General features: G+C 71.5%; 19 protein-coding genes. 11 read left to right on the top strand and 8 right to left on the bottom strand.

Features of this window, described 5'->3' with window-relative positions; translation table 11 throughout:
* Window positions 1–31 precede the first annotated feature (31 nt).
* Window positions 32–1,012, top strand: a complete 981-nt coding sequence (locus tag ACIBBD_RS09070; protein ID WP_399418632.1) for an ATP-binding protein — start codon at window positions 32–34, stop codon at window positions 1,010–1,012.
* A gap of 27 nt (window positions 1,013–1,039) precedes the next feature.
* Here ACIBBD_RS09070 and ACIBBD_RS09065 read toward each other — a convergent pair whose 3' ends face one another.
* A complete protein-coding gene (locus ACIBBD_RS09065) occupies window positions 1,040–2,320 on the bottom strand; it encodes a hypothetical protein (RefSeq protein WP_399418631.1) in 1,281 nt (426 codons plus the stop codon).
* Between the two features lie 337 nt (window positions 2,321–2,657).
* On the opposite strand from ACIBBD_RS09065, the gene ACIBBD_RS09060 reads away from it, so the two are divergent.
* From ACIBBD_RS09060 to ACIBBD_RS09035, 6 genes are all read left to right on the top strand, one after another.
* Window positions 2,658–5,495 carry a SulP family inorganic anion transporter gene (locus tag ACIBBD_RS09060; protein ID WP_399418630.1) on the top strand — a complete coding sequence of 946 codons (2,838 nt, stop codon included), beginning with the start codon at window positions 2,658–2,660 and terminating at the stop codon, window positions 5,493–5,495.
* A gap of 545 nt (window positions 5,496–6,040) precedes the next feature.
* Window positions 6,041–7,999, top strand: coding sequence for an acetate--CoA ligase (gene acs, locus ACIBBD_RS09055; protein ID WP_399418629.1), 1,959 nt, complete (start codon window positions 6,041–6,043; stop codon window positions 7,997–7,999).
* Window positions 8,000–8,187: 188 nt separating this feature from the next.
* On the top strand, window positions 8,188–9,627 hold the full coding sequence (gene nhaA / locus ACIBBD_RS09050) for a Na+/H+ antiporter NhaA (protein ID WP_399418628.1): 1,440 nt from the start codon (window positions 8,188–8,190) through the stop codon (window positions 9,625–9,627).
* Between the two features lie 81 nt (window positions 9,628–9,708).
* Window positions 9,709–10,197, top strand: coding sequence for a phage holin family protein (locus tag ACIBBD_RS09045; protein WP_399418627.1), 489 nt, complete (start codon window positions 9,709–9,711; stop codon window positions 10,195–10,197).
* Complete coding sequence (locus ACIBBD_RS09040) at window positions 10,194–11,132, top strand: alpha/beta fold hydrolase (protein ID WP_399418626.1); 939 nt, start codon at window positions 10,194–10,196, stop codon at window positions 11,130–11,132. Before ACIBBD_RS09045 ends, ACIBBD_RS09040 begins: the two co-directional genes overlap by 4 nt.
* Before the next feature lie 128 nt (window positions 11,133–11,260).
* Window positions 11,261–11,440, top strand: coding sequence for a hypothetical protein (locus ACIBBD_RS09035; protein WP_399418625.1), 180 nt, complete (start codon window positions 11,261–11,263; stop codon window positions 11,438–11,440).
* A 30-nt stretch (window positions 11,441–11,470) separates the two neighbouring features.
* Here the strand turns inward: ACIBBD_RS09035 and ACIBBD_RS09030 are convergent, their stop codons facing one another.
* From ACIBBD_RS09030 to nth, 3 genes are all read right to left on the bottom strand, one after another.
* Window positions 11,471–12,670 (bottom strand): MarP family serine protease, encoded by a 1,200-nt coding sequence (locus ACIBBD_RS09030; protein WP_399418624.1) that lies wholly within the window; start codon window positions 12,668–12,670, stop codon window positions 11,471–11,473.
* Between the two features lie 93 nt (window positions 12,671–12,763).
* Window positions 12,764–13,459, bottom strand: coding sequence for an NUDIX hydrolase (locus tag ACIBBD_RS09025; protein WP_399418623.1), 696 nt, complete (start codon window positions 13,457–13,459; stop codon window positions 12,764–12,766).
* A gap of 279 nt (window positions 13,460–13,738) precedes the next feature.
* Window positions 13,739–14,632, bottom strand: a complete 894-nt coding sequence (gene nth, locus ACIBBD_RS09020) for an endonuclease III (RefSeq protein ID WP_399418681.1) — start codon at window positions 14,630–14,632, stop codon at window positions 13,739–13,741.
* 290 nt (window positions 14,633–14,922) lie between these two features.
* Here nth and ACIBBD_RS09015 point away from each other — a divergent pair, with 290 nt between their 5' ends.
* Complete coding sequence (locus ACIBBD_RS09015; RefSeq protein WP_029382547.1) at window positions 14,923–15,597, top strand: Crp/Fnr family transcriptional regulator; 675 nt, start codon at window positions 14,923–14,925, stop codon at window positions 15,595–15,597.
* 270 nt (window positions 15,598–15,867) lie between these two features.
* Complete coding sequence (locus ACIBBD_RS09010) at window positions 15,868–16,689, top strand: nucleotidyltransferase domain-containing protein (protein WP_399418622.1); 822 nt, start codon at window positions 15,868–15,870, stop codon at window positions 16,687–16,689.
* Between the two features lie 64 nt (window positions 16,690–16,753).
* Here the strand turns inward: ACIBBD_RS09010 and ACIBBD_RS09005 are convergent, their stop codons facing one another.
* The 4 genes from ACIBBD_RS09005 to ACIBBD_RS08990 form a co-directional block, all read right to left on the bottom strand.
* Complete coding sequence (locus tag ACIBBD_RS09005) at window positions 16,754–17,584, bottom strand: MBL fold metallo-hydrolase (RefSeq protein ID WP_399418621.1); 831 nt, start codon at window positions 17,582–17,584, stop codon at window positions 16,754–16,756.
* A complete protein-coding gene (locus ACIBBD_RS09000; RefSeq protein WP_399418620.1) occupies window positions 17,581–18,450 on the bottom strand; it encodes an NUDIX hydrolase in 870 nt (289 codons plus the stop codon). Before ACIBBD_RS09000 ends, ACIBBD_RS09005 begins: the two co-directional genes overlap by 4 nt.
* A 425-nt stretch (window positions 18,451–18,875) precedes the next feature.
* The gene (locus ACIBBD_RS08995) at window positions 18,876–19,337 is read right to left on the bottom strand and encodes a RidA family protein (protein ID WP_399418619.1); all 462 of its coding nucleotides are present in this window, start codon (window positions 19,335–19,337) and stop codon (window positions 18,876–18,878) included.
* Window positions 19,334–19,492, bottom strand: a complete 159-nt coding sequence (locus ACIBBD_RS08990) for a DUF4177 domain-containing protein (RefSeq protein WP_003967454.1) — start codon at window positions 19,490–19,492, stop codon at window positions 19,334–19,336. The genes ACIBBD_RS08995 and ACIBBD_RS08990 overlap by 4 nt, the downstream gene beginning before the upstream one ends.
* Before the next feature lie 140 nt (window positions 19,493–19,632).
* Between ACIBBD_RS08990 and ACIBBD_RS08985 the strand changes: the two genes are divergently transcribed.
* Window positions 19,633–20,610: an ArsA family ATPase gene (locus tag ACIBBD_RS08985; RefSeq protein ID WP_399418618.1), complete on the top strand. Its 978-nt coding sequence runs from the start codon at window positions 19,633–19,635 to the stop codon at window positions 20,608–20,610.
* Entirely contained in the window at window positions 20,607–21,968 is a 1,362-nt protein-coding gene (locus ACIBBD_RS08980; RefSeq protein ID WP_399418617.1) for an ArsA family ATPase, read from the top strand. Before ACIBBD_RS08985 ends, ACIBBD_RS08980 begins: the two co-directional genes overlap by 4 nt.
* Window positions 21,969–22,014: the final 46 nt, after the last annotated feature.

Below are 22,014 nucleotides of genomic sequence, written 5' to 3'. Positions count from 1 at the left end.
TACAGCTATCACGGAACTACGCTTGGTGAACATGAAAATTGCTTTCGTCGGGAAGGGTGGCAGCGGCAAGACCACCCTGTCCTCCCTGTTCATCCGGCATCTGGCAGCCGAAGGCGCACCCGTCATCGCCATCGACGCTGACATCAACCAGCATCTGGGAGCCGCGCTCGGCCTCGACGAGGCGGAGGCCGCAGCGTTGCCCGCCATGGGCGACCGGCTGCCGTTGATCAAGGACTATCTGCGCGGCTCGAACCCCCGCATCGCCTCCGCCGAGACGATGATCAAGACGACGCCGCCCGGCGAGGGCTCCCGGCTGCTGCGGGTGCGCGAGGACAACGCGGTGTACGACGCCTGCGCCCGGACCGTGGAACTCGACGGCGGCGCCGTCCGTTTGATGGCCACGGGCCCTTTCACGGACGCCGACCTGGGGGTCGCCTGTTACCACTCCAAGACGGGAGCGGTGGAACTGTGCCTGAACCACCTGGTGGACGGCTCTGACGAGTACGTCGTGGTCGACATGACAGCGGGCTCGGACTCCTTCGCCTCCGGCATGTTCACTCGCTTCGACATGACGTTCCTCGTCGCCGAGCCGACCCGGAAGGGGGTCTCCGTCTACCGTCAGTACAAGGAGTACGCCCGTGACTTCGGCGTCGAGCTGAGAGTCGTCGGCAACAAGGTGCAGGGCCAGGACGACCTCGACTTCCTCCGCGCCGAGGTCGGGGACGACCTGCTCGTGACCGTCGGGCACTCGGACTGGGTGCGCGCCATGGAGAAGGGCCGGCCACCCCGGTTCGACACACTGGAGGACACCAACCGCCACGCCCTGGACCGGTTGCGAACGGCCGTGGACTCGGCGTACGAGCGGCGCGACTGGGAGCGGTACACCCGTCAGATGGTGCACTTCCACCTGAAGAACGCCCGGTCGTGGGGCAATGAGCGGACCGGGGCCGACCTGGCAGCGCAGATCGACCCCGCTTTCGTCCTCGGCGAGAGCGTCACCGCCTCCGTGTGACGGCCGCCCGGCCGCCCCGCCCGCAGGTCACTGCCTGGCCGCCGGCGCCCCGGGCACGCCCCTCGGGGCCGGGGCGGGGTGGCCGGACAGGAAGGACGCCCAGCCCTGCTTCGGGGCCTGGCCGACCCCGAGGGTGCGCAGCTTCTTCAGCGTCTTCGGGTCCTGAGCGTCCAGCCAGTCGGCCAGCTGCCGGAAGGAGACGCAGCGCACCTCCTCCTTGGTGCAGACGCGCTCCACGACCTCCTCGATGGCGCGCATGTACGTGCCGCCGTTCCAGGACTCGAAGTGGTTGCCGATGATCAGTGGCGCCCGGTTGCCGTCGTAGGCCCGCTGGAAGCCCCTGAGCAGGCCGTCCCGCATCTGGTCGCCCCAGTACCGGTGCTTGGCGGGGTCGCCCTGGGTTTTGTTGCCGGACTGGTTGACCATGAAGTTGTAGTCCATGGTGAGCTGCTCGAAGGAGCGCCCCGGGAAGGGGACGAGCTGCATCGACAGGTCCCACAGGCCCTCCTTCCTGCCGGGCCAGACCTGGTTGTTGACGCCGCTGGTGTCGTAGCGGAAGCCGAGTTCCCGGGCCGCCTTCATGAAGTTCTCCCGGCCTTCGAGGCAGGGGGTGCGGGCGCCGATGAGTTCCTTGTCGTAGTCGAAGGGCAGCGGGGCCGCCCGCTTCAGGCCGGTGTTCGTCTTCCAGGTCTTCACGAACTGCTTGGCCTGGGTGATCTCGTCCTTCCACTCCTCCACCGACCACTCACCGACACCGCCGCCCTTGCCGCAGAAGTGGCCGTTGAAGTGAGTGCCGATCTCGTTGCCCTCCAGCCATGCCAGGCGCAGCTGCCGCACGGTGTCGGCGATGCCCTGCCGGTCGTTGAAGCCGATGTCGGAGCGGCCCGGCGAGTGCTGCGGCGGTTTATAGAGGTCGCGCTTCTCCTCCGGCAGCAGGTACACGCCGCTGAGGAAGTACGTCATCGTGGCGTTGTTGGCCTTGGCCACCTCGCGGAAGTGGGAGAACAGCCGCTGGCTGTCCTCGCCGGCGCCGTCCCAGGAGAAGACGACGAACTGCGGCGGCTTCTGGCCCGGCCGCAGGCGTTCGGGTCTGGGCAGGTGGGGCTGAGCGCCGGTGAAGGCGGTGGAGCCGTCGCCGATCAGGCGGACCGCGCTCCCCGGGGCCGGGGCGGGCTTCCCCTTCTGCGGACCGTGCGCTCCTTCCCGGGAAGCGTCGGGTCCGCCGGTTCCTGTCGTACATCCCGCGAGTGATGCGGCGACGGCCGCGGCGGCCACGACGCCCGCGGCGATCCTCTGGGTGGCGGCCATCTTCCGCCCACCTTCTTCCTTCTCTCGGACCAACGCCGCCAAGGGCGTTCTCGGTGGTGTGCCGGGACGAGCCGACAGCGCCGCCAAGGTCGCACGGGGCCGAGAAGGAATTAGTACGACAAGCCGATCAAATGCTCACTTCATCCCTGCGAGTGATCTATTGACCCATTTGCCCGAAATACCCATGCTTGGCCTTTACTCTGCATTACGATCTGTTTACCGAGCGTTGATTTTTCATCCCGCCGCTGCACGCCGTGACCCACGGCCGCGACCACCCCCGACATCGACGGGGGACCACTTGTTCCGCGACCGCGCTGCCCCGGAGGAGACGGGAAACATGTCAGCCTGCGTCCCCACCCGCACGTCCGACTCGACACACACCCCACGCGTCGACCCACCGCACAACCCCCCACCGGCCCGGCGCCGCCGCTTCCATGTCGCCGGCGCCGACGTGTCCGCCTCGATCGCGGTCTTCCTGATCGCCCTGCCCCTGTCCCTCGGCATCGCCCTCGCCACCGGCGCGCCCCTGCAGGCCGGCCTCGTCGCCGCCGCCGTCGGGGGCCTCGTCGTCGGATGGCTCGGTGGCGCGCCACTCCAGGTCAGCGGCCCCGCCGCCGGACTGACCGTCGTCACCGCCGACCTCATCCACCGCTACGGCTGGCGGACGACGTGTGCGATCACCGTCCTCGCCGGACTGGCCCAACTGGGCCTCGGCTGCCTGCGCGTGGCGCGCAGCGCGCTCGCCGTCAGCCCGGCCATCGTGCACGGCATGCTCGCCGGTATCGGTGTCACCATCGCCGTCGCCCAGTTGCACATCGTCCTCGGCGGCAACCCGCAGAGCTCCGTCCTCGACAACCTCCGCGCCCTGCCCGCCCAGTTGGCGGACCTGCACCCCGGCGCCGTGGCCGTGAGCGTGCTGACGCTGGCCCTGCTGCTGCTCTGGCCGCGCCTTCCCGGCCGGGTGGGCCGCCTGCTGCGCACGGTGCCGGCGGCGCTCGTCGCCGTCGCCGGGGCCACCGCGACCGCCGCGCTCGCCGGCCTGGCCCAACCCAGGGTCGAGCTGCCGTCCTGGAGCAGTCACGCCTTGGCCGGGCTGCCCGAGGGGCCGGTGCTCGGTCTCCTCGCGGCCGTGCTCACCACCACCTTGGTGTGCAGCGTGCAGTCGCTGCTCGGCGCGGTCGCCGTGGACAAGCTGATCGCCTCCCGCCCGGGCCTGCCCGCCCAGGTCGGGCGCTCCGACCTCGACCGCGAGCTGCTCGGACAGGGTGCCGCCAACATGGTCTCCGGCGCGCTCGGCGGACTGCCCGTCGCGGGCGTGGCCGTGCGCAGTTCCGCGAATGTGCATGCCGGTGCCGTCAGCCGGAACTCCACGATGCTGCACGGCGTTCTCGTAGTAGTCGCCGCGCTGCTGATGGTCCCGGCCTTGGAGTTCATCCCGCTCGCCTCGCTCGCCGCCCTGGTGATGGCCGTCGGCATCCAGATGGTGTCCCTGCACCACATTCGCACGGTGACCCGCCACCGAGAGGTGCTGGTGTACGCCGTCACCACCCTCGGCGTGGTGGTCTTCGGCGTCCTGGAGGGCGTGGCGCTGGGGATCGCCGTGGCCGTCGCCGTCTCCCTGCACCGCCTCGCCCGCACCCGGATCACGCACGACGAGAAGGAAGGAGTCCATCACGTACGCGTACGAGGCCAGTTGACGTTCCTCGCGGTGCCACGGCTCAGCCGCGCTCTGCATCACGTGCCCCAAGGCACCCATGTAGTCGTCGAGTTGGACGGCTCCTTCATGGACCACGCGGCGTACGAAACCTTGCAGGACTGGCAGAAGACGCACACCGCGCGAGGCGGCTCCGTAGAACTGACCGGCCGTCGCGCCGGCACCGATGGCATGGCCGCCGAGCCCACCGCCATCGAGACCCCCGACCCCATCCCGGCAGCGGGCACCTCCCTCGCCGACTGCCGCTGCCGTCCCTGGACACCCTGGCGCAACCACCAGTGCGAGGGTCCACGGTCCACGCCCTCTCACTCCCCCGACGACAGGGACGCGGAGGTGGGACCGCCGACCAGGGACCCAGTAGGGGAAAGCGGCGGGGAGCCCGGCGGGGCGGCTCGCACCGGGTCTCCAGCTGGATCTGCCACCGGGTCCACCGCCGGGCCCACGGCCGGGTCTCCCGCGGGGTCTCCGACCGGGTCCGCCAGAGCCGACGGGTCCGCCGGATGGAACGCGTCCACCGGATCGGACGTGTCCGCCACAACCGACGCGTCAGCCGGCCTTGACGCCTCCCTCACCTTCGACGCGTCCACCGGCCCCGACGCCTCCTCCACGCCCACCGCGTCAGCCGGATCCGATGCTCCGACCACACCTCGCCCCTCCACCGATTCCGACGCGTCCACCAGTCCCACCGCCTCCACCACCCCCGACCCCAACGCCTCGGCCGGTTCCGCCGATTCGGCCGGCTCAGGCAAGTCCACCGGCTCGGGGTGGTCCGCCGGCTCCGAGCCGAGCGGGCAGCGGCTCCTCCGTGGCATCAGCGCCTTCCAGCGCAACACCGCGCCGCTGGTGCGGGGTGAGTTGGCGCGGCTGGCCCGGGAGGGACAGCGGCCGTCCCAGCTCTTCCTCACCTGCGCCGACTCACGGCTGGTCACATCGATGATCACCTCCAGTGGTCCGGGCGACCTGTTCGTGGTGCGCAACGTGGGCAATCTCGTGCCGCCGCCCGGGCAGGAGAGCGGGGACGACTCGGTCGCCGCCGCCATCGAGTACGCGGTGGACGTGCTGCAGGTGCGGTCCATCACGGTGTGCGGGCACTCCGGGTGCGGGGCCATGCAGGCGCTGCTCAGCTCGGAACCCGGCGGTGCGCAGACCCCGTTGAGGCGGTGGCTGCGGCACGGACTGCCGAGTCTGGAGCGGATGGCCGACGACAGCCGCCCCTGGGCGCGGTTGGCCGGGCGGGCGCCCGCCGACGCGGTCGAGCAGCTCTGCCTGACCAACGTGGTCCAGCAGCTGGACCATCTGCGCGCCCATGAGTCGGTGTCCCGGGCGCTGCGGGCCGGGGCGCTGGAGCTGCACGGGATGTACTTCCACGTGGGCGAGGCCCAGACGTACCTGCTCGCCGAGGCGGGTGAGGGCGACGGAGGGTTGTTCGACCACGTGGGGGTAGTGGACGTGTCGGCATGAGCACGGTGCCGGTGTGCGACCCCCGTCGGGGCGGGACGCGCACCGGCACCGTCCCCGCCACCGGCGCCGTGACCGGTACCGCCACCGGCGCCGGGACCGGCACCAGCGCCGCGACCGGAACCGGCACGAGCGCCGCGAGCGGTACCGGCGCCAATGCCAGGCCGGAGCCGTCACCGGCGCCTCACTGATCCGCAGCCACGGTCACCGCTTCACCCGCACGCAGGGCGACAGCTTGCCCTCGACCGCGTAGACGCTTCCGGTCGGTGATCTCTCGTAGGCGCGCGTCACCTGTTCTCGCGTCGGGATGTGAAAGGCGTTACAGAGGCTGAACTCCGCCCGGTCGGCGTCCGTGGGTACGGGTGACCACGGCCGACGGAAGAGCACCGGACCTGCCTCAACAGGTCTAAACCAATTTTCCGTCGGCCCTTGTCACCGGCCCCCCGGGTCTGATGAGCTGTGGCCTGGGACACAACGGACACCCTGCGAGAGGGAGATGTCGTGAGCAACGAGAGCCTGGCCGACGTGCTGCGGGAGGAGAGGGAACAGTGAGCGAGTCTTCCTCCCTTTCCAACCTGCTTCGTGAGGAGCGTAGGTTCGTACCCCCCGCCGACCTGGCCGCGAACGCCAACGTCACGGCGGAGGCGTACGAACAGGCCAAGGCTGACAGGCTCGGCTTCTGGGCCGAGCAGGCCCGCCGGCTGACCTGGGCCAAGGAGCCGACGGAGACGCTGGACTGGTCGAACCCGCCGTTCGCCAAGTGGTTCAAGGACGGCGAACTCAACGTCGCGTACAACTGCGTGGACCGGCATGTCGAGGCCGGGCACGGCGACCGGGTCGCGATCCACTTCGAGGGCGAGCCCGGCGACAGCCGCGCCATCACCTACGCCGAGCTCAAGGACGAGGTCTCCAAGGCCGCGGGTGCCCTGCTGGAGCTGGGGGTGCGCAAGGGCGACCGGGTCGCCGTCTACATGCCGATGATCCCCGAGACGGCGATCGCGATGCTGGCGTGCGCCCGTATCGGCGCCGCGCACTCCGTCGTCTTCGGCGGCTTCTCGGCGGACGCGCTGGCGACCCGCATCCAGGACGCCGACGCCAAGGTCGTCATCACCGCCGACGGCGGCTACCGGCGCGGCAAGCCGTCCGCGCTCAAGCCGGCCGTCGACGACGCGGTCGCGCGGGTGGACAACGTCGAGCACGTGCTCGTGGTCCGCCGTACCGGCCAGGACGTCGCCTTCACCGAGGGCCGCGACGTGTGGTGGCACGAGATCGTCGGGCGGCAGTCCGCCGAGCACACCCCGGAGGCGTTCGAGGCCGAGCACCCGCTGTTCATCCTCTACACCTCCGGTACGACGGGGAAGCCGAAGGGCATCCTGCACACCTCCGGCGGCTACCTCACCCAGGCCGCGTACACCCACCACGCCGTCTTCGACCTCAAGCCGGAGACCGACGTCTACTGGTGCACCGCCGACGTCGGCTGGGTCACCGGGCACTCGTACATCGTCTACGGGCCGCTGGCGAACGGCGCGACCCAGGTCATGTACGAGGGCACGCCCGACACCCCGCACCAGGGCCGGTTCTGGGAGATCGTGCAGAAGTACGGGGTGACCATCCTGTACACGGCGCCCACCGCGATCCGTACGTTCATGAAGTGGGGCGACGACATCCCCGCGAAGTTCGACCTCAGCAGCCTGCGCGTCCTGGGTTCCGTGGGTGAGCCGATCAACCCCGAGGCCTGGATCTGGTATCGCAAGCACATCGGCGCGGACCGCACACCCATCGTCGACACCTGGTGGCAGACCGAGACCGGCGCGATGATGATCTCCCCGCTGCCGGGCGTCACCGCGGCCAAGCCGGGTTCCGCGCAGACACCGCTGCCGGGCATCTCCGCGACCGTCGTCGACGACGAGGCGAACGAGGTGCCGAACGGCGGAGGCGGCTACCTCGTCCTCACCGAGCCGTGGCCATCGATGCTGCGCACCATCTGGGGCGACGACCAGCGGTTCATCGACACGTACTGGTCGCGCTTCGAGGGCAAGTACTTCGCCGGTGACGGAGCGAAGAAGGACGACGACGGCGACATCTGGCTGCTGGGCCGGGTCGACGACGTCATGCTCGTCTCCGGCCACAACATCTCCACCACCGAGGTCGAGTCCGCGCTCGTCTCCCACCCCTCGGTCGCCGAGGCGGCCGTCGTCGGCGCGGCGGACGAGACCACCGGGCAGGCCATCGTCGCCTTCGTGATCCTGCGCGGTACGGCGGCGGAGACGGAGACCCTCGTCGACGAGCTGCGCAACCACGTCGGGGCCACCCTCGGCCCGATCGCCAAGCCCAAGCGGATCCTTCCGGTGGCCGAGCTGCCGAAGACCCGCTCCGGCAAGATCATGCGCCGCCTGCTGCGGGACGTCGCGGAGAACCGCCAGCTCGGTGATGTGACCACGCTGACGGACTCGACGGTCATGGACCTCATCCAGGCGAAGCTGCCGGCTGCGCCGAGCGAGGACTGAGCCCGCCGGGACCGACTGCAAACGCTCCGGAGGGGCACCCGGTGACCAGTGTGCCGGGTGCCCTCTTCGTGCCTGCTGGGAAGATCGCCGGGCCCTCCTGGCACACCTTAGGTAAACTAACCAAATAGGTGCGCCGGGAAGTCTGGTCGGCATGTGCTTCGTGCTGCCCCCGACCGGAGGTCTCCCCCATGACCGCGCCTACCCGCCCCACCACACCCCGCAAGGTTCTCGGACGCCTGTCCCTGCCGGAGCGGACCTACATCACGGACGCGCTGCGCACCGAGACCGTCGGTGGCGTGCTGCTGCTCCTGGCCGCGGTAGCCGCGCTGGCCTGGGCGAACATACCCGCGCTGCACCACAGCTACGAGACCGTCAGCCACTACCACCTCGGCCCCGAGGCCCTCGGCCTGAACCTGTCGATCGAGCACTGGGCCGCCGACGGCCTCCTCGCCGTCTTCTTCTTCGTCGCCGGCATCGAACTCAAACGCGAGCTGGTCGCGGGCGACCTCAGGGACCCCAGGGCCGCCGTCCTGCCCGTGGCGGCCGCCCTGTGCGGCATGGCCGTACCGGCCCTGGTCTACACCCTCACCAACCTCATCGGTGACGGCTCGATGAGCGGCTGGGCCGTGCCCACCGCCACCGACATCGCCTTCGCGCTCGCCGTGCTCGCCGTCATCGGCACCTCCCTGCCGAGCGCCCTGCGCGCCTTCCTCCTCACGCTCGCCGTCGTTGACGACCTGTTCGCGATCCTGATCATCGCGGTCTTCTTCACCGACACGATCGACTTCGCCGCACTCGGCGGCGCGGTCGCCGGCCTCGCCGTGTTCTGGCTGCTCCTGAGGAAGGGCGTACGCGGCTGGTACGTGTACGTCCCGCTCGCGCTGGTCGTCTGGGCGCTGATGTACAACAGCGGCATCCACGCCACCATCGCCGGCGTCGCCATGGGCCTGATGCTGCGCTGCACCACCCGCGAAGGCGAGCAGCACTCCCCCGGCGGGCACATCGAACACCTCGTGCGGCCCCTCTCCGCCGGCCTCGCCGTCCCCCTGTTCGCCCTGTTCAGTGCCGGTGTGGCGATCTCGGGCAGCGCGATGGGCGACGTGTTCACCCAGCCGGAGACCCTCGGTGTCGTCCTCGGGCTCGTCGTCGGCAAGACGGTCGGCATCTTCGGCGGGACCTGGCTGACCGCCCGCTTCACCCGCGCCTCGCTGAGCGACGACCTCGCCTGGGCGGACGTCTTCGCCGTCGCCTCGCTGGCGGGCATCGGTTTCACCGTCTCGCTGCTCATCGGGGAACTGGCCTTCGGGGGCGACTCGGCCCTGACCGACGAGGTCAAGGCCGCCGTCCTGACGGGCTCGCTGATCGCGGCGATCCTGGCGACCATCCTGCTGAAGGTGCGCAACACCAAGTACCGGCGGCTGTCGGAGGCCGAGGAGCGCGACGACGACCTCGACGGCATCCCGGACGTCTACGAGGAGCACAACCCGGCGTACCACCTGCGCATGGCCGAGATCCATGACCGCAAAGCCGCCGAGCACCGCCGGATCGCCGAGGAGATGGCCGCCGCGCCGCCACGGGCCGCCGATGTGGGGAGCGGGGCGGGCGAGGAGGGCGACCGTCCGGCATGATCTGACGGGACGGTACAAAAGACGGGACCGTACGCAGTCAGGCAGAAGACGGCGGAACCGTACGAGACGAGGGAGAACGCGATGAGCGCACCCGACGGCAGCCCGGTCGGCGCCGAACGCAGTATCGGCCAGCTGTTCGCCTCGGCGACGACCGAGATGTCGGCGCTGGTGCACGACGAGATCGCACTGGCGAAGGCACAGCTCAAGCAGGACGTGAAGCGCGGCGCCACGAGCGGCGGCGCGTTCTCGGCGGCCGGCGCGGTGCTGCTGTTCTCCTTGCCAATGCTGAACTTCGCACTCGCGTACGGCATCCGCACGTGGAGCGACTGGAACCTGGCGATCTGCTTCCTGCTCTCCTTCGCGGCGAACGTCCTGGTCGCGGTCGCCCTGGCCCTGATCGGCGTCGCTTTCGCGAAGAAGGCGAAGAAGGGCAAGGGACCGCAGAAGGTCGCCGCGTCGATGAAGGAGACGGCGGGCGTCCTGCAGAAGGCCAAGCCGCACCCGCGGACCGGGCTCGCGCCGGACCGGGCCCCCCAGGCCATCGAGCCTGTGGCACGCTCATCGTCATGACGGACCCCGCCACGCCTTCGGAGCAGCCCACCTCGGTCGTCCGGCCGGAGGGCCCCTGGACCCATCGCGAGGTCGCCGCGAACGGCGCGCGCTTCCACATCGCCGAGGTGGGCGAGGGCCCCCTCGTCATGCTGGTGCACGGCTTCCCCCAGTTCTGGTGGACGTGGCGGCACCAGCTGGCCGCGCTGGCCGACGCGGGTTTCCGGGCCGTCGCCATGGACCTGCGGGGCGTCGGCGGCAGCGACCGCACGCCCCGCGGCTACGACCCGGCCAACCTGGCCCTCGACATCACCGGCGTGATCCGCTCCCTCGGCGAGCCGGACGCCGCGCTGGTCGGCCACGACCTGGGCGGCTACCTGGCGTGGACGGCGGCCGTGATGCGCCCCAAGCTCGTGCGCCGGCTCGCGGTCGCCTCGATGCCACACCCCCGGCGCTGGCGCGCGGCGATGCTCGCCGACGTCCGGCAGACCGCCGCGAGCTCCCACGTCTGGGGGTTCCAGCGGCCGTGGATCCCGGAACGGCAGCTGACCGCCGACGACGGGGAGCTGGTGGGCCGGCTGATCCGGGAGTGGTCCGGGCCCCGGCTTCCGGAGGACGGGGCGCTGGAGACGTACCGGCGCGCGATGTGCATCCCGTCCACCGCGCACTGCTCGGTGGAGCCGTACCGGTGGCTGGTGCGGTCGATGGCGCGGCCGGACGGCATCCAGTTCTACCGGCGCATGAAGCGGCCCGTGCGCGTGCCGACGCTGCATCTGCACGGCTCCCTCGATCCGGTGATGCGCACCCGCAGCGCGGCCGGCTCCGGGGAGTACGTCGAAGCGCCGTACCGCTGGCGGCTGTTCGACGGTCTCGGCCATTTCCCGCACGAGGAGGATCCGGTCGCGTTCTCCACCGAACTGGTCAACTGGCTGAAGGATCCGGAACCCGATCGGTGACCGGGCCATCGCGCCCGGTATCCGACCCCTGAACACCTGTACTACGAACAGCCAATTGCCCCGCGCATAGGCCAATTGGCGGCCCCCCGGGCGGTTATCGACCTTGGGGCGGGGGCACACGTCCCGGTATGGGCTGGACGCACGACTACAGTGACGCACCACGCAATCGCCGCTCGGCCTCCGGCTTGAGCTCCCACCAACGAGGTACCGCCCCGCAAGAGGGCAGCGACCTCCGGGTGGGCATTCCGCGCATCCTGCGCCGCCGGGCCCGCTGGGTCTCGGTGCGCCTGCGTCACCCGCGCGGCTGACCACGTCCCCACCGCGGCACTCCCGCCGCGCTACAGCGCGCAGTTGTCGCTGTCCACTTCCTGGTTCGCGGTGCGTCCCTGGGCGATGTCCTGCCGGATCTCGTCCGCGGTGAGCGCGTAACCGGTGTCGGCGTCGTCGAGGGACTTCGCGAAGACCACGCCGTACACCTTGCCGTCGGGCGTGAGCAGCGGGCCGCCGGAGTTGCCCTGGCGGACGGTCGCGTACAGCGAGTAGACGTCACGGCGGACGGTGCCGCGGTGGTAGATGTCAGGGCCGTTGGCCGTGATGCGCCCGCGCACCCGCGCGGCGCGCACGTCGTACGCCCCGTTCTCCGGGAAGCCGGCGACGATCGCGCTGTCGCCGCTCTCCGCGTCCCCGGTGGTGAACTGCAGGACGGGCGCGTCCAGATCCGGTACGTCGAGGACGGCGATGTCGCGCTTCCAGTCGTACAGCACGACGGTGGCGTCGTACTTGCGGCCTTCCCCGCCTATCTGGACGGTGGGCTCGTCGACGCCTCCCACGACGTGCGCGTTGGTCATGACGCGGCGCTCGTCGAAGACGAAGCCCGTGCCCTCCAGGACCTTGCCGCAGCTCTCCGCGGTGCCCATGACCTTGACGATGGAGCGCTGCGCGCGGGTCGCCACCGCACTGCCCGCGAGGGCCGGGTCGGGCGGCCGGACGTCGGTGATCGGCTCGTTGGCGAAGGGGCTGAAGACCTGCGGGAAGCCGTTCTGCGCGAGTACGGAGGAGAAGTCGGCGAACCAGGTGTCGGCCTGGTCGGGCAGCGCCCGGGACACCCCGTGCAGCACCCTGGAGTTACGGACCTCCTTGCCCAGCGTGGGCAGGGTGGTGCCGGCGAGGGCGGAGCCGATCAGCCACGCCACGAGCAGCATGGCGACGACGTTGACGAGGGCGCCGCCGGTCGCGTCCAGCGCGCGGGCCGGGGACCAGGTGATGTGCCGGCGCAGCTTGTTGCCCAGGTGGGTGGTCAGGGCCTGGCCGACGGAGGCGCAGACGATCACGACGATCACCGCGACGACGGCGGCCGTCGTACTCACCTCGGAGTTGTCGGTCAGCGCGTCCCAGATCACGGGCAGCAGGTAGACGGCGACGAGGCCGCCGCCCAGGAAGCCGATCACCGACAGGATGCCGACGACGAAGCCCTGGCGGTAACCCACCACCGCGAACCAGACGGCCGCGACCAGCAACAGGATGTCCAGCACGTTCACCGTTCAGGCCTCGCCTCTTTCTTTCCCGGCCGGGGCAGGTCGGCCGGGGGTCCGGGGGCTGCCCCCGTCAGACACAGCACGAAGGACACCCTGTCATGACCGCCAGTCGAGCGGGACCTGCTTCTCGCGGTCCCAGGGGCGCTCCCACCCCGCGAAGTGCAGCAGGCGGTCGATGAGGCCGGCGGTGAAACCCCATACGAGCGCGGACTCGACGAGGAATGCCGGGCCGGTGTGTCCTCTGGGGTGGACGGCCATGGCTCGGTTCCCGGGGTCCGTGAGATCCGCCACGGGGACCGTGAAGACGCGGGCGGTCTCGTTCGGGTCGACCACGCCGACCGGGCTGGGTACGCGCCACCAGCCGAGCACGGGGGTCACGACGAAGCCGCTGACCGGGATGTACAGCTTGGGCAGCACGCCGAAGAGCTGGACGCCGGAGGGGTCGAGGCCGGTCTCCTCCTCCGCCTCGCGCAGGGCCGCCCTGAGCGGCCCGTCGCCGTGCGGATCTCCGTCCTCCGGGTCGAGGGCGCCGCCCGGGAAGGAGGGCTGCCCCGCGTGCGAGCGCAGGGAGCTGGCCCGCTCCATCAGCAGCAGCTCCGGGCCGCGCTCGCCCTCCCCGAAGAGGATCAGCACGGCCGACTGCCGCCCCGCGCCGTCCTCCGGGGGCAGGAAGCGGCTCAGCTGCACCGGCTTCACCGTCTCCACGGCCTGCACGACCGGCTCCAGCCAGCCCGGCAGCCCCTCCTTGCTGAGTGTCACCGAACCGCCCTGCGTGTCACTCGCGTTACTCACCCGTGCCACCGCCACACCACCCCCCGTCCTGCCGAGTACAACGCCCGAGGTCCGGTAGATCGTTCCACGCGGCGCCCCGACGCCGGGACGGGCGGGGCCGGGCGTTGAGGGGCGGCACCGCCGTGGGTGCCGGCCGGGGGGCAGGGACGGAGTTCTCCGTGCGAGCCGGCCGGGAACCGACGGCGGTGCTCACCGAGCGGGCCGGCCGGAGACCGAGGACGGTGTTCGCCGTGCGAGTGGGCCGGGGACCGAGGGACGGTTTCGCCGTCCGCCCTCCCGTCACCCGGTGGCCCCCAGCGGCGGAGCCGGCCTGCCGCCTGCGTCCAGGTAGGCCTGCGGGGGGTTCAGTCGCTGGCCCGGGAAGCCGCCCTTCTCGTACTTCAGGAGCTTCTGCGCCTTCTCCGGGTCCGTCTCGCCCTCGCCGTACGCCGGGCAGAGCGGGGCGATGGGGCAGGCGCCGCAGGCGGGCTTGCGGGCGTGGCAGATGCGGCGGCCGTGCCAGATGACGTGGTGGGAGAGGTCCGTCCAGTCGCTCTTGGGGAAGAGCGCGCCGACCGCGGCCTCGATCTTGTCGGGATCGGTCTCCTCGGTCCACTGCCAGCGCCGTACGAGCCGTTGGAAGTGCGTGTCCACGGTGATCCCGGGCCGGCCGAACGCGTTGCCCAGCACCACGAAGGCGGTCTTGCGGCCGACGCCGGGCAGTGTGACCAGGTCCTCCAGCTTCCCGGGGACCTCGCCGCCGAACCTCTCCACCAGGGCCTTCGACAGCCCTGTCACCGACCTGGTCTTGGCCCGGAAGAAACCGCAGGGCCGGAGGATCTCCTCGACCTCCTCCGGGTCGGCGGCGGCGAGGTCCTCGGGGGTGGGGTACTTCGCGAAGAGCGCGGGCGTCGTCTGGTTCACCCTGAGGTCGGTGGTCTGGGCGGACAGGACCGTGGCGACCACCAGTTGGAAGGGGTTCTCGAAGTCCAGTTCGGGGTGGGCGTAGGGATAGACCTCGGCGAGCTCGCGGTTGATCCGGCGCGCGCGGCGCACCAGAGCGGTACGGGACTCGGCCTTCCTGACCGCGGTCGTCCTCCGGGGCTGGCCGGACGCGGTCGCGGCCGCGTCCTTCCCGGGTGCCTTCTTCGTCACCTTTGCCGTCTTCCTGGCTGTCTGCTCACCCTCACCCAAGCCCTGTTCGCCCACGGCGGAATCACGACGTACCACCACCCGCCCAGCTCCCTCGGCCTGTGTTCTCACCGGCGTTTTGGACACCCGGCCAGCCTAAAGCCACCCACCGCCATCCGTCCCGGACCGTCGGGATCGGCCCCCGATTGGACCCCTGCCGCTTACCTCAGGACACCTGTGCGGCATCCTTGTGACAGATCACACTGTTTGGACCGTCCGGCAAAATGGGGAACACGGTCCCCTGGCACACGGGGGAGCAAGATCCCCTGAGCAGGTCGACAAGGAGAGAACTCGTGGACGATGTTCTGCGGCGCAACCCGCTCTTCGCGGCTCTCGACGACGAGCAGGCCGCGGAGCTCCGCGCCTCCATGAGTGAGGTGACCCTCGCCCGTGGCGACTCCCTGTTCCACGAGGGCGACCCGGGCGACCGGCTCTACGTCGTCACCGAGGGCAAGGTCAAGCTCCACCGCACGTCCCCGGACGGCCGCGAGAACATGCTGGCCGTGGTCGGCCCCGGCGAGCTCATCGGTGAGCTGTCGCTGTTCGACCCGGGCCCGCGTACGGCCACGGCGACCGCGCTGACCGAGGTCAAGCTGCTCGGCCTCGGCCACGGCGACCTCCAGCCCTGGCTGAACGCCCGCCCGGAGGTGGCCGCCGCGCTCCTGCGCGCCGTCGCCCGGCGCCTGCGCAAGACCAACGACGCCATGTCCGACCTCGTCTTCTCGGACGTTCCCGGCCGCGTCGCGCGTGCCCTGCTGGACCTCTCCCGCCGCTTCGGCGTGCAGTCCGAGGAGGGCATCCACGTCGTCCACGACCTCACGCAGGAGGAGCTGGCGCAGCTCGTCGGCGCCTCGCGCGAGACGGTCAACAAGGCGCTCGCCGACTTCGCCCAGCGCGGATGGCTGCGCCTGGAGGCGCGGGCGGTCATCCTGCTGGACGTGGAGCGGCTGGCGAAGCGCTCGCGCTGACGCCGGTCCAGGCGGTACGACGCCCCGGGGCCCCTCTTGCTGACAGGCGGGGCCCCGTCCCCCTGCCCGTCGGCTCCCGGGAACCTCCGCGCCGGACTGCCGGCTCAGCCCGGACGGGCTCGTCCTCAGTACCACCTGGGACCCGCGTCTCGGCCCGAACGGACTCGTCCCCGGACGCCGGGGGAGGCTGCTTCCCGGCCCGCCCCGGCCCGCCCCGGCCGGCCCCGGAAACCGACCGCCAGGACGCCGCCCGTGCGGCACAGTGGTCCCATGAGCGACACGGTGCGTCAGCGAGGCCTCGACTCCCAGGGATTCATCGTCCGCGAGGGCTCCCTCGCGCGCGTGCCGCCCGTTTTCCGCCCCGTGGTCGCGGCGGCCCGGGACCGGCTCCCCGAGGTCTTCGGCGCGCGGCTGCACAGCGCGTACCTCTACGGGTCGGTGCCGCGCGGCACCGCGCGCGTGGGACGCAGCGACCTGGATCTGCTGGTCGCCCTCAGGGAGGAGCCCACGGAGGCGGACCGGGCCGACGCCCGTGCGCTGGGGGTGGCGCTCGACGGGGAGTTCCCGCAGATCGACGGGGTCGGCACGCTGCTCTACGGCCGGGAGCGGCTGCTGAGCGGCCTGGAGAGGCACGACCTGGGGTGGTTCGTGGCGTGCCTGTGCACCCCGCTGGTCGGGGAGGACCTCGCCGAGCACCTGCCCCGCTACCGGCCGGACTCCCTGCTCGCGCGGGAGACCAACGGCGACCTCGCCCTGCTCCTCCCCCGTTGGCGGACCCGTGTCGCCGACGCCGAGGACACCGACGAGGCCCGGCGCCCCCTGGTCCGCTTCGTGTCCCGGCACCTCGTGCGCACCGCCTTCACTCTCGTCATGCCCCGCTGGAACGGCTGGACCAGCGAACTGCACGCGATGGCGGAGGCGTTCGCCGCGTACTACCCCGCGCGCGCGGAGCAGGTGCGGGCGGCCGCCGTACGTGGCTGTGAGCCGACCGGCGACGCGGCCGTCCTGCGCTCGTACGTCGACGACCTCGGGCCGTGGCTCGCCGAGGAGTACGCGCGCGTGCACGGCGTGAAAGCTCCCCGGCCGTCCTAGCCCGTAGCCGCCCCTCCCAGGCCCTCCGAGCCCGTACCGGCCCGTCCCGAGCCGAGCGGGCCGGCTAGATGAGCCCGTGCTCCTCCAGGTATTCCATCTGGGCCCGCACGGACAGTTCCGCCGCCGGCCACAAGGAGCGGTCCACGTCGGCGTAGACATGGGCGACGACCTCGGCGGGGGTGCGCAGTCCGTTCTCGACGGCCGTCTCGACCTGGGCGAGGCGGTGGGCGCGGTGGGCGAGGTAGAACTCGACGGCGCCCTGGGCGTCGTCCAGGACGGGACCGTGGCCCGGGAGGACCGTGTGGACGCCGTCGTCGACCGTGAGGGACCTCAGCCGCCGCAAGGAGTCCAGGTAATCGCCCAGGCGGCCGTCGGGGTGCGCCACGACCGTCGTACCGCGGCCGAGGATCGTGTCCCCGGTCAGCACCGCCCGGTCGGCCGGGAGGTGGAAGCAGAGCGAGTCGGCGGTGTGGCCGGGGGTGGGGACGACCCGCAGCTCCAGGCCGCCGACGGTGATCACGTTCCCGGCGGACAGGCCCTCGTCGCCCAGCCGCAACGCCGGGTCCAGGGCGCGCACCTTGGTGCCGGTCAGCTCGGCGAAGCGGGCGGCGCCCTCGGCGTGGTCGGGGTGGCCGTGCGTCAGCAGGGTCAGGGTGACGCGTTTGCCGGCCTCCTCGGCGGCGCGCAGGACCGCGCGCAGGTGGCCGTCGTCCAACGGGCCGGGGTCGATGACGACGGCCTGCTCGGAGTCGGGCTCGGAGACGATCCAGGTGTTCGTGCCGTCCAGGGTCATCGCGGAGGCGTTGGGCGCGAGCACGTTGACCGCGCGGGCGGTCGCGGGACCGGAGAGGACCCCGCCGCGGGGCTGGCCGGGAAGGGCTGCTGCGTCCGTCATGCCGGGGCTCCACCTGTGGGGATGTGCTTGGTGAACTCGTCGTGGCCCGGCCAGGACAGCTCGACCTCGCCGTCCACGAGGCGCGCCCGCGCCAGGACGGGCGTGAGGTCGCGCGCGGGAGCGGCGGCCAGGGCCTCGGCGGCGGTGGCGCAGGGGACCAGCTGGCGCAGGGTCGCGATGGTGGGCGGCATCATCAGCAGCTCGCCCCTGTCGTAGGCGTCCGCCGCGTCCACGGGGCGGATCCACACCGTGCGGTCGGCCTCTGTGGAGGCGTTGCGGGTGCGCTGGCCCTCGGGAAGCGCGGCGACGAAGAACCAGGTGTCGTAGCGGCGGGGCTCGAACTCCGGGGTGATCCAGCGCGTCCAGGCGCCCAGGAGGTCGGAGCGCAGGACCAGTCCCCGCCGGCCGAGGAACTCCGCGAAGGACGTCTCCCGGGCGACCAGGGCGGCCCGGTCGGCCTCCCAGTCGGCGCCGGTGGTGTCCCCGACGACGGACGCGGGGGTCGGCCCGGCCAGCAGGACGCCCGCCTCCTCGTAGGTCTCCCGTACGGCCGCGCAGACGATCGCCTGGGCCTCCGCCTCGTCCACACCGAGTCGCTCGGCCCACCACGCGCGCGTGGGCCCGGCCCAGCGCACGTGCCGGTCGTCGTCCCGTGGGTCGACGCCGCCGCCCGGGTAGGCGTACGCGCCTCCGGCGAAGGCCATGGAGGCACGTCTGCGCAGCATGTGGACGACGGGACCGCCCTCGGCGTCCTTCAGGAGCATGACGGTGGCCGCGCGTTTCGGGGCGACCGGCTCGAGCGTGCCGTCCGCGAGCGCGCGGATACGGTCCGGCCAGTCCGCTGGAAACCACTGCCCATTCGCCATGGCCGGAGGCTATCCCGCGATGCGCGATTGTTCGAGAGGTGCCTGTGGCGAGGGGGCGCGGCAGGCGCGGGCACCGGGAGGACGACCCGCTCTCGGGCACCGCCCGCCGGGGCGGCCACGCCGCCGAGGGCGCCGTGTATCGCCGCGTACAGGTAATTCCAGCGTCTACGGCTATCGGCCCGTACGGCCCGTGTCAGCCTCTTCCAGCCCCTGTCAGCCCGTACCGGCCGTTTGTCGGCCCGTACGGCCGTTGCCGGCCCCGTAGGCGGCCGTGGTGAGCCCCTACGGCCGTCCGCCAGCCGCACGCAAGGCCCTGTCCGTCGGCCCGGGAGCGCCCGGCTGCGGCAGCCGCGCGCCCGCGGTCCCGGCCCGGAGCCGGTGAGGCGCCGGTGGGGCGCCGGCCGCCCGTCCTCGGGCCGAACCGACTACGCCAGCTCGACCTGGATCTCCACCTCGACCGGCGCGTCCAGGGGCAGTACCGCAACGCCCACCGCGCTGCGCGCGTGCACGCCCTTGTCGCCGAGGACCTCACCCAGGAGTTCGCTCGCGCCGTTGAGGACGGCGGGCTGGCCGGTGAAGTCGGAGGCCGAGGCGACGAAGCCGACGACCTTCACCACGCGCGCGATGCGGTCCAGGTCGCCCGCGACCGACTTGACGGCGGCCAGCGCGTTCAACGCGCAGGTGCGGGCGAGGTCCTTGGCCTCCTCGGGCGTGACCTCCGCGCCGACCTTGCCGGTGACCGGCAGCTTGCCGTCCACCATGGGCAGCTGGCCGGCCGTGTACACGTACGGCCCGGACTGCACGGCGGGCTGGTAGGCCGCCAGCGGAGGCACCACCGCCGGCAGGGTCAGGCCCAGCTCGGCCAGCCTCGCCTCGACGGCGCTCACGCCTTCTCCCGCTTCAGGTAGGCCACGAGCTGCTCGGGGTTGTTCGGCCCGGGGACGACCTGGACGAGCTCCCAGCCGTCCTCGCCCCAGGTGTCCAGAATCTGCTTCGTGGCGTGGACGAGCAGCGGCACGGTTGCGTATTCCCACTTGGTCATGGGCCGACTGTATCCGCTGTGGACGGCGGGGTCCGTCGCAGGCCATGTGGCCGATTACGGCCCGCGTGACGGGGGCCCGTCCGCCCCGTTGTCCACAGCCTCCCGATTGGCTCGGGCGCCGACTGGTTACGCTCGAAGACGTGAGCAGGCTCCAGGTCGTCAGCGGCAAGGGCGGGACCGGAAAGACGACGGTCGCCGCCGCACTCGCGCTGGCCCTCGCGACGGAGGGGAAGCGGACGCTTCTCGTCGAGGTCGAGGGTCGGCAGGGCATCGCGCAGCTCTTCGAGACGGAAGCGCTTCCTTATGAGGAGCGCAAGATCGCCGTCGCTCCCGGGGGCGGGGAGGTGTACGCACTGGCCATCGACCCCGAACTGGCCCTTCTGGACTACCTCCAGATGTTCTACAAGCTGGGCGGCGCGGGCCGGGCTCTGAGAAAGCTCGGCGCGATCGACTTCGCCACCACCATCGCGCCCGGCCTCAGGGACGTGCTCCTCACCGGCAAGGCGTGCGAGGCGGTGCGCCGCAAGGACAGGAACGGGCGGTTCGTCTACGACTACGTCGTCATGGACGCCCCGCCCACGGGCCGCGTCACCCGCTTCCTGAACGTCAACGACGAGGTCGCGGGACTCGCCAAGATCGGCCCCATACACAATCAGGCTCAGGCCGTGATGCGGGTGCTGAAGTCCTCGGAGACGGCCGTGCACCTGGTGACCCTGCTGGAGGAGATGCCCGTCCAGGAGACCGCGGACGGCATCGCCGAACTGCGAGCGGCCAAGCTGCCGGTGGGCCGGATCGTCGTCAACATGGTCCGTCCCGAGGTGCTGGACGGGGACGGACTGGAACTCATGCGGGCGGTCGGGCGTTCCTCTGTCGCGCGGTCCCTGTCCGCCGCGGGGCTCGGCGGGGCGCGGCGTGGCGGGCACGCCGAGCGGCTGGTGGACCCGCTGCTGGAACAGGCCGAGGAGTACGCCGAGCGGTACGCGCTGGAGCACGAGCAGCGGTCCGTCCTGGCCGAGCTGGGCCTGCCGCTGCACGAACTGCCGTTGCTCGCCGAGGGCCTGGACCTCGCGGGCCTGTACGAACTCGCCACCGAGCTGCGGAAGCAGGGGATGTCATGAGTCCGGACCAGACTCACGACCGGGGGAGCACCCGACACGGCCTGTCCTCCGCGCGCGTACTGGACATCGATCCCCTGCTCGACGATCCGGCCACCCGGATCGTGGTGTGCTGCGGCTCGGGCGGGGTCGGCAAGACGACGACCGCCGCCGCGCTGGGTCTGCGGGCGGCGGAGCGCGGTCGCAAGGTGGTCGTCCTCACCATCGACCCGGCGCGCCGGCTCGCGCAGTCCATGGGCATCGACTCTCTCGACAACACCCCGCGCCGGGTGAAGGGGGTCGAGGGGGACGGTGAACTGCACGCCATGATGCTGGACATGAAGCGCACCTTCGACGAGATCGTCGAGGCGCACGCGGACGGTGACCGGGCGGCCGCGATCCTGGGCAACCCCTTCTACCAGTCGCTCTCGGCGGGCTTCGCGGGCACGCAGGAGTACATGGCGATGGAGAAGCTGGGGCAGCTGCGGGCGAGGGACGAGTGGGACCTGATCGTCGTCGACACGCCGCCGTCCCGTTCCGCGCTGGACTTCCTGGACGCGCCCAAGCGGCTCGGGTCGTTCCTCGACGGACGGCTGATCCGGCTGCTGACGGCCCCGGCGAAGCTGGGCGGCCGCGCCGGGATGAAGTTCCTGAACGTCGGGATGTCGATGATGACCGGCACCCTCGGCAAGCTGCTCGGCGGTCAGCTGCTCAAGGACGTCCAGACCTTCGTGGCCGCCATGGACACGACGTTCGGTGGTTTCCGCACGCGTGCGGACGCGACGTACAAGCTGCTCCAGGCGCCCGGGACGGCGTTCCTGGTGGTGGCGGCCCCCGAGCGGGACGCGCTGCGGGAGGCCGCGTACTTCGTGGAGCGGCTGGCCGCCGAGGACATGCCGCTGGCCGGTCTGGTGCTCAACCGGGTCCATGGCAGCGGCGCCGCCCAGCTGTCCGCCGAGCGGGCGCTCGCCGCCGCCGAAAATCTTGAAGAGCGCCGCATTGTGGATCAGGACGGCGGGAAAGCTGGACTTCGTAACTCTCCCGACACGTACGGCAGTTCAGAATCTCCCGCAGCTCCTCCCGCGTCCGGTCCCGAGTCCGCCTCCTCAGGCACCCACAAGAGCCCAGATCGCGGCACTGATCCCGGCACGGATCAGAGCGCCGATCGGCTCACCGCGGGCCTGTTGAGGCTGCACGCGGACCGTATGCACCTGCTCTCCCGCGAGCAGCGCACGCGGGACCGCTTCACCGCGCTTCATCCCGAGGTGGCGGTCACCGAAGTGGCCGCACTGCCCGGCGACGTACACGACCTCGCGGGGTTGCGGGACATCGGCGACCGGCTCGCGGCCAACCGGCCGGAGCTGCCCGACAGCCCGAGCTGAGGCGTACCCGCCGGGAAGAGCCGAGGGGTGCCCGACAGCTTGAGCT

Origin of the sequence: Streptomyces sp. NPDC051315 (assembly GCF_044455165.1) — a bacterium.
Lineage (GTDB): Bacteria > Actinomycetota > Actinomycetes > Streptomycetales > Streptomycetaceae > Streptomyces.
This window is presented reverse-complemented; position numbering and strand designations above follow the sequence as displayed.

Excerpts from the sequence above, each read along its gene's own strand:
- ACIBBD_RS09070 (WP_399418632.1), top strand. The coding sequence starts at position 32 with ATGAAAATTGCTTTCGTCGGGAAGGGTGGCAGCGGCAAGACCACCCTG.
- ACIBBD_RS09065 (WP_399418631.1), bottom strand. The coding sequence starts at position 2,320 with ATGGCCGCCACCCAGAGGATCGCCGCGGGCGTCGTGGCCGCCGCGGCC.
- ACIBBD_RS09060 (WP_399418630.1), top strand. The coding sequence starts at position 2,658 with ATGTCAGCCTGCGTCCCCACCCGCACGTCCGACTCGACACACACCCCA.
- nhaA (WP_399418628.1), top strand. The coding sequence starts at position 8,188 with ATGACCGCGCCTACCCGCCCCACCACACCCCGCAAGGTTCTCGGACGC.
- ACIBBD_RS09045 (WP_399418627.1), top strand. The coding sequence starts at position 9,709 with ATGAGCGCACCCGACGGCAGCCCGGTCGGCGCCGAACGCAGTATCGGC.
- ACIBBD_RS09040 (WP_399418626.1), top strand. The coding sequence starts at position 10,194 with ATGACGGACCCCGCCACGCCTTCGGAGCAGCCCACCTCGGTCGTCCGG.
- ACIBBD_RS09035 (WP_399418625.1), top strand. The coding sequence starts at position 11,261 with ATGGGCTGGACGCACGACTACAGTGACGCACCACGCAATCGCCGCTCG.
- ACIBBD_RS09010 (WP_399418622.1), top strand. The coding sequence starts at position 15,868 with ATGAGCGACACGGTGCGTCAGCGAGGCCTCGACTCCCAGGGATTCATC.
- ACIBBD_RS09005 (WP_399418621.1), bottom strand. The coding sequence starts at position 17,584 with ATGACGGACGCAGCAGCCCTTCCCGGCCAGCCCCGCGGCGGGGTCCTC.
- ACIBBD_RS09000 (WP_399418620.1), bottom strand. The coding sequence starts at position 18,450 with ATGGCGAATGGGCAGTGGTTTCCAGCGGACTGGCCGGACCGTATCCGC.
- ACIBBD_RS08990 (WP_003967454.1), bottom strand. The coding sequence starts at position 19,492 with ATGACCAAGTGGGAATACGCAACCGTGCCGCTGCTCGTCCACGCCACG.
- ACIBBD_RS08980 (WP_399418617.1), top strand. The coding sequence starts at position 20,607 with ATGAGTCCGGACCAGACTCACGACCGGGGGAGCACCCGACACGGCCTG.